At 58.1% G+C, this 5,598-nt stretch carries 6 protein-coding genes and 3 pseudogenes; 4 read left to right on the plus strand and 5 right to left on the minus strand.

Annotated elements, in window-relative coordinates; all coding sequences use genetic code 11:
• Positions 1 to 684 (plus strand): MFS transporter (locus tag EVC45_RS43190; RefSeq protein ID WP_129964175.1); only part of this gene is annotated, 684 nt, incomplete at its 5' end.
• A 188-nt stretch (positions 685 to 872) separates the two neighbouring features.
• Here EVC45_RS43190 and EVC45_RS48120 read toward each other — a convergent pair.
• Positions 873 to 1,274 carry a hypothetical protein gene (locus tag EVC45_RS48120; protein WP_373683129.1) on the minus strand — a complete coding sequence of 134 codons (402 nt, stop codon included), beginning with the start codon at positions 1,272 to 1,274 and terminating at the stop codon, positions 873 to 875.
• Positions 1,169 to 1,495: a TetR/AcrR family transcriptional regulator gene (locus tag EVC45_RS47410; protein ID WP_248295508.1), complete on the minus strand. Its 327-nt coding sequence runs from the start codon at positions 1,493 to 1,495 to the stop codon at positions 1,169 to 1,171. The genes EVC45_RS48120 and EVC45_RS47410 overlap by 106 nt, the downstream gene beginning before the upstream one ends.
• A gap of 119 nt (positions 1,496 to 1,614) precedes the next feature.
• Between EVC45_RS47410 and EVC45_RS43200 the strand changes: the two genes are divergently transcribed.
• Positions 1,615 to 2,367, plus strand: a complete 753-nt coding sequence (locus tag EVC45_RS43200) for an SDR family NAD(P)-dependent oxidoreductase (RefSeq protein WP_129964176.1) — start codon at positions 1,615 to 1,617, stop codon at positions 2,365 to 2,367.
• Positions 2,368 to 2,447: 80 nt separating this feature from the next.
• The gene (locus EVC45_RS43205; RefSeq protein WP_211193586.1) at positions 2,448 to 3,482 is read left to right on the plus strand and encodes a zinc-dependent alcohol dehydrogenase family protein; all 1,035 of its coding nucleotides are present in this window, start codon (positions 2,448 to 2,450) and stop codon (positions 3,480 to 3,482) included.
• A gap of 15 nt (positions 3,483 to 3,497) precedes the next feature.
• Here EVC45_RS43205 and EVC45_RS47415 read toward each other — a convergent pair.
• From EVC45_RS47415 to EVC45_RS43215, 3 pseudogenes are all read right to left on the minus strand, one after another.
• Positions 3,498 to 3,686 (minus strand): annotated as a pseudogene (locus EVC45_RS47415) (CoA transferase); the annotation flags it as partial.
• 37 nt (positions 3,687 to 3,723) lie between these two features.
• Positions 3,724 to 3,798 (minus strand): annotated as a pseudogene (locus tag EVC45_RS47420) (hypothetical protein); the annotation flags it as partial.
• A gap of 165 nt (positions 3,799 to 3,963) precedes the next feature.
• Positions 3,964 to 4,287 (minus strand): annotated as a pseudogene (locus tag EVC45_RS43215) (IS5/IS1182 family transposase); the annotation flags it as partial.
• Between the two features lie 491 nt (positions 4,288 to 4,778).
• Between EVC45_RS43215 and EVC45_RS43220 the strand changes: the two are divergent.
• The gene (locus tag EVC45_RS43220) at positions 4,779 to 5,561 is read left to right on the plus strand and encodes a transporter substrate-binding domain-containing protein (protein WP_248295509.1); all 783 of its coding nucleotides are present in this window, start codon (positions 4,779 to 4,781) and stop codon (positions 5,559 to 5,561) included.
• Positions 5,562 to 5,598: the final 37 nt, after the last annotated feature.

Raw genomic sequence — 5,598 nt, forward strand, 5'->3', positions numbered from 1 at the left:
AAAGGCGTCGAGAACCGACGACATGAACGTAAAGCGGAGGTGTCTGCCGAGCCATTGCCCTGGAGCAGCATATTCGGTCCCACGTCGCTATGTCTTCTGGTCGGCTACATTGCCCACTGCTGGGAGTTGCTGGGTAGCTGGGCATGGACCCCGACGCTGTTGGCGACCGTACTTCAACCGTGCGGGCTTGGCGCCATGACCACAAGCCTGATTGTGGGCGGCTCGGTGCACCTGTCGGGGATGATCGCCACGGGAGTCGTCGGCGCGTTGTCGGACCGATGGGGCCGCTCACGCGTGCTGATGTACGTTGGTGCCATAGGCGCCTTGTGCTCCATGCTGATCGGCTGGTCCGCGCAGTGGGGCGCAGGCTGGGTGATCGCGCTCGTGGCCATTGGCAGCTTTTTCATTCTTGCCGATTCGGGCGTACTTTCAGCGGCCATGACTGACGAGGTGCCGGCAGCGTATCTCGGCCGGGTGATGGGAGTCAGATCGATTCTCGGATTCGGGGCTGGGGCGCTTGCGCCAATGACATTCGGAGCAACGCTCGATTGGACGCATGAGTGGGGGTGGGCGTATATGTCACTCGCTGCCGGTGGGCTCGTAGCGTTCGTTGCTGCCCTGGTATTGCGAAAAATCAGCCGGCCTGTTGTGCACATGACCGTAGCGACGAGATCCGTATCGTAACCGGAATACCGGCGGCGCCTGCGCCGACCGCACATCTGACTGCGTCAGCGCCGCTGGTCGTCGCGGCACTAAAAGCTAATGTATTGGTTCAGTAGGCCGCGGTAGCAGATCAGTCACCGGTCGACCGCGCTCGCTGCCCGAGGGATCTGATTCTGATCAGAAAAACTCCTATCCTTTCGCTTGCAGTCTTACTTCGGCAGTGACCGAGGAACCTGAGAAATTGCGCCATAGCGCAATCCGTCGACGAAAAGAGCGACGAGTCTCCGGGCATCCGGTGGATCGGGACATTCAAGCGGCGCGCAGAGGGCAGCCACCGCGCACAGGAGCTCGTCGGGCTGTATTCCCTCGCGAATGTCGCCCGAAGCGGTCGCCGCATCGAGGAGCCTCTGAACGACCGGGCGGAGTCGCTCGAGAAAGTACGATGGTAGCGCCTTGAAGGCGGGGTCGCCCGAATTCAGGGCGGCGGCGAGTCCTCGCCTCGTCGTCACGAAGTCCACGTAGCGTCCGATCCATCCCACCAATGCCTCGCCGCCACCGACCGTGGAACGAGTGCGATCCCCGCATCGGCGCAGGCATCGACTTCGCTGCACAGCGCGGCCACGACAAGGTCGGATCGCTGCGGAAAGTGGCGATAGATCGTGCCGATTCCCACCCCGGCCTTTTGCGCAATCTCGCGCACTGGCGCATCGATTCCCGAGGATTCGAAAACAGCCAGGGCCGTCCGCAGGAGCGTCTCGATGTTGCGTTGCGCGTCAGCGCGCACGGAGCGCGGTGCACTTTTGATTGCGGACGTCTTGGTCGTGCTGCTCAATTCATTTTCCTCTTGATAAGCGGAACCATGTTCCGTATAGTCTTAAACCGGAGCGAGGTTCCGCTTTCATTCTAACTTAAGCGAATCGCGCTCGCCCATCATCTTTAAACGGAGCAGACATGCACAGCACACCCGTGGCACTCGTTACCGGTGCAAACAAGGGAATCGGCCTTCAGATTGCGAAAGATCTGGCATCGAAAGGCTTTACCGTACTCGTCGGCGCACGCAAGCTGGACCTGGGCGTGACGGCAGCGAAAAGCGTTGGAGCAGAGGCTCAGGCCATCCAGCTTGATGTGACGGATCAGGCGTCCATTGCGGCAGCGGCTGCGCAGATTGAAGAGACGCTGGGTCGTCTTGACGTGCTGGTCAACAATGCGGGGATCTCGCGTCCGATCAAGCCGGGGATGTCCTTCGAAGAAATGAGGGACGGGGATAAGGTGAGCCGTGTATCAGTCGAGGATATGCGCTTGGTGTTCGAGACCAACGTGTTCGGGGTTGTCGCCGTCACGCAGGCGCTGCTGCCGCTTCTTCGGAAAGCACCGGCCGGCCGCATCGTCAACATTTCGAGCGCAGGTGGATCCCTCACGCTCAAGGACAACCCGTCGGATTACTCGCGACAGTACGTCGGGGTTTATCAGACATCGAAGACCGCACTCAATGCAGTGACGCAGGCGTTCGCCATCGAGCTGGAGGGAACCGGCATCAAGGTCAATGCAGTCTGTCCGGGGTTCACCGCAACCGATTTGAGCAACCATGCCCCCGGAGCTGGATCGGTAGAGGATGCGGCGCGGGAACCCGTCCGCCTGGCCCTCCTCGACGCAAATGGTCCGACCGGCACGTTCTCGAACGCAGCGGGGCTGCTTCCCTGGTGAGGCGGGCAGCCTCGTGATCGTGGAGGTTTAGCAATCCTTTCCTGCGAAAGGCATCCCAACAACAGACGAGACCGCGCCGCATGCGCGATCTCAAACTGATCAGGAGAAAAATGTTGACCACAACCGCGAGAATTGTGCGATTCCACCGTGCCGGCGCGCCGGAGGTCCTGCAACTCGAGAACCTTCCGATCCCGCAACCGGGAAAGGACGAGGTACGTCTGCGTATCAAGGCCTTTGGACTGAATCGGTCAGAAACCCTCTTCAGGGAGGGGCACTATGTCGTACAGCCCGACTTCCCGTCGAAGATCGGCTACGAGGCGTCTGGCGTCGTTGAAGCCGTCGGTCCGGGCGTCGACTGCCGCCTCGTCGGGAAGACCTTCAGCACCATCCCAAACTTCCATGTCGGCCAATATGGCGTGTACGGTGAGGTCGCCGTCGTACCCTTGACATCGCTGGCAGCTTATCCAGACACTCTGACTCCGGAAGAAGGAGCATCGATCTGGATGCAGTACTTGACCGCATACGGAGCACTAGTCCATCTAGCGCACGTCACAAACGACGACTTCGTGGTGCTCCCGGCGGCAAGCAGCAGCGTTGCAATTGCGGCAATGGAAATCGTGAAGGCCGAGGGCGGTAAGTCGATAGGCATTACGCGGACGGCGAAGAAGAAGAACGAACTCCTGTCCCTGGGGTTCGATCATGTGATAGTCAGCGACGATGAAGACGTTGTGCAGCGAGCAGCCGATATAACGGATGGCCGGGGTGCACGGATCGTGTTCGACCCCATCCTTGGAAGCGGCTTTGAAGCCCTTGTCCAGACGGCAGCCTACAAAGGTACGTACTTCGTTTACGGCCTGCTCGATCCTCGACCAACCCCCTATCCAAGTGGGCCCGCCCTGGCACGAGCGCTGTCAGTTCGCGCATGGGCGATTCCGGAGCTTTTCAACGATGCCCAAGCGATGAAACAAGCAACGGATTATGTTCGCGACCAGTTGCAGAAAGGCAAGCTGAAGCCGAAAATCGCGAAGACATTCAAACTTGGTCAGATCGTCGAAGCTCACCGATACCTTGAATCGAATGACCAGATCGGCAAGATCGTCGTGACCGTTGAGTAGCTTGGCGAGGCGTCAATAAGGCAGCCCGCAGCGCTCGAAGATTGCGCTGATCCCGGCAGCTGGGAAGGCTTCCAAATGCTTTCGAAGCTGCAGCAGCAACCATTCACGAGCCTGGACGCGCTGATTGTTGAAAGCGATACGCTCGTCCGCCTTGAGCACTGCAAGCCCGAAAGCGTCGCAGAACAGCGCCCATTGCGTATCCGCATGCAACTACGCCGATCCGGATTTCTCGTTCGGCAGTGTACGCACGAGCGTAACCCACAGTTTCTTCCGCTTTGATGATTTGGGTGCCGATAATTTCGCTGCCAAGGGTCATATGCGCGCAGTGACACGTCCTTTACATCGCTTGACCACCCCCGGAAGTGAACTGCCGTACAGCACAATTCCGGGGCGCAGCCAATCGCAGTGCGTTTTCGCGTGCCACAACTCGCAGCCGAATTAACTAGTCCGTCCTTATAATCCGTTTCGCGTTCTGTCGGCGTCACGCCATCACGTCGGCGACAATGCTATGGTTGAGCAGATCGGCAAAAGCAAAGGCACAAAGAAGCCGCAGCTTCCTCAAGTTCATCCGCATGTTGTGACCGGCGCCGCACCTCCCACTCGATCGCGTCGCCCAGCGCACCTTCAAGCCTGTTCCAATCAAGTTTGCCATCCGCCCTCATATGGCCGATGGCTAGCTCGATTGCGCTGCGCCGCCTGATCATCGCCAAAAACCCGCGCGTGTTACCACGCTTCAAACCCGGTTGGTAGATCTTTACGCCGTTAAGGCGACACCCTTGTAACCGCGTTCCACGATCGCTATCTCAGGCACTTCGTGGCCAGCACGTGCGAGGTGGACGCACTCGTTACGCCAACAACTCCACTCCCCAGCACGACGACTCGCATACCACGGCCTCCGACGACGCCAAATGCCTGAATACAGTTGGATAAGAACTTCAGACGCGCTATATACCAGCCGATGCCCGCATGCTCTCCGGCAAACAAGTGGTTTCTACTGTTTGAACAAGATTCCTTAGTTAAATGAACTATTTGATGCCGACCTTCTAGCCGTGAGCGCCACCGGCCAATAGTCCGCTTCGCCAATTTTTACTGCGGCGCTCATCCAGGGCAATCGCCTAGTTGACAGCAGAAATTTTGGCTCCCTATGATGCATACATAGATGCACACATCTAAACACACATGTTTGTGTGGTGAGTGAAGTTCTTTTTGGGACTAATCCTGCTCTGTGAGGTCGTGATGATTGGAATGTTTCGTTTTTCCCGCCAAGTTGTTATATGTCTGGCAGCCGCTCTCTCCATGTTTGCCGTCGCTCCGGCTCAAGCGGATGACGCCTGGCAAAGCGTGAAGAAAGCCGGCGTCCTTCGCTGCGGCGCGGCTGTAGCGCCCCCGTATGTTATGCGGGACCCGAAAACGGGCGACTACAGCGGCTTCTTCTCTGAGTTGTGCCGCAATTTCGGCGAGAAGGTCTTGAAGGTGAAGGTCGAGTTCGTCGACACGACATGGGACAACATCGTCGCTGGACTGCAGTCGGACAAATGGGACCTCTCGCTCGCGCTAAACGACACCCCGGAGCGCGAAAAAGCCGTCTCGTTCTCAGTCGGTGCGATTCCTTACAACGTTTCGCTGGTGTACAACAAAAACAACCCGAAAATTAAGGGTGCCAAAACGATTGCCGAAATCGACAAGCCGGGTGTGACCATCGCCGTCATGTCGGGAACGGTGCAGGACAAGGCAATTACGTCCGTCGTCAGACAAGCTCAAATCATGCGGCTGCCTGGTAATGACGAGACGCGCCTTGCGCTCATGTCCAAGCGGGCGGACCTGCTCGCAGATGCGAACATCACCAATATGTTGCTGACACAGGCTCATCCCGAATGGGCGGTTGCAATCGAGCCGAACCCGCCACTGGCTCAACAGGAAGTTGCGTTTGGAGCCAGAAAGGAGACGTCGGCATCTGACCTCGCCTTCCTGAACAACTACGTGAATGAGCAGAAAAAGTCAGGCGCACTCGACAAGCTCATCAAATCGTCGGTCCAGAGTGCGGCGGCTCCGGTTTTTCTGGACACAGAGTTGGGGTAAAACGTGTGATCCAAACTGGAGTAGTTGATGTTGAAGA

The sequence above is a fragment of the Paraburkholderia sp. UYCP14C genome (assembly GCF_004197395.1).
Taxonomy (GTDB): Bacteria; Pseudomonadota; Gammaproteobacteria; order Burkholderiales; family Burkholderiaceae; genus Paraburkholderia.

Coding starts and splice junctions, on each gene's coding strand:
- EVC45_RS43200 (WP_129964176.1), top strand. CDS start 1,615: ATGCACAGCACACCCGTGGCACTCGTTACCGGTGCAAACAAGGGAATC.
- EVC45_RS43205 (WP_211193586.1), top strand. CDS start 2,448: ATGCGCGATCTCAAACTGATCAGGAGAAAAATGTTGACCACAACCGCG.
- EVC45_RS43220 (WP_248295509.1), top strand. CDS start 4,779: ATGTTTGCCGTCGCTCCGGCTCAAGCGGATGACGCCTGGCAAAGCGTG.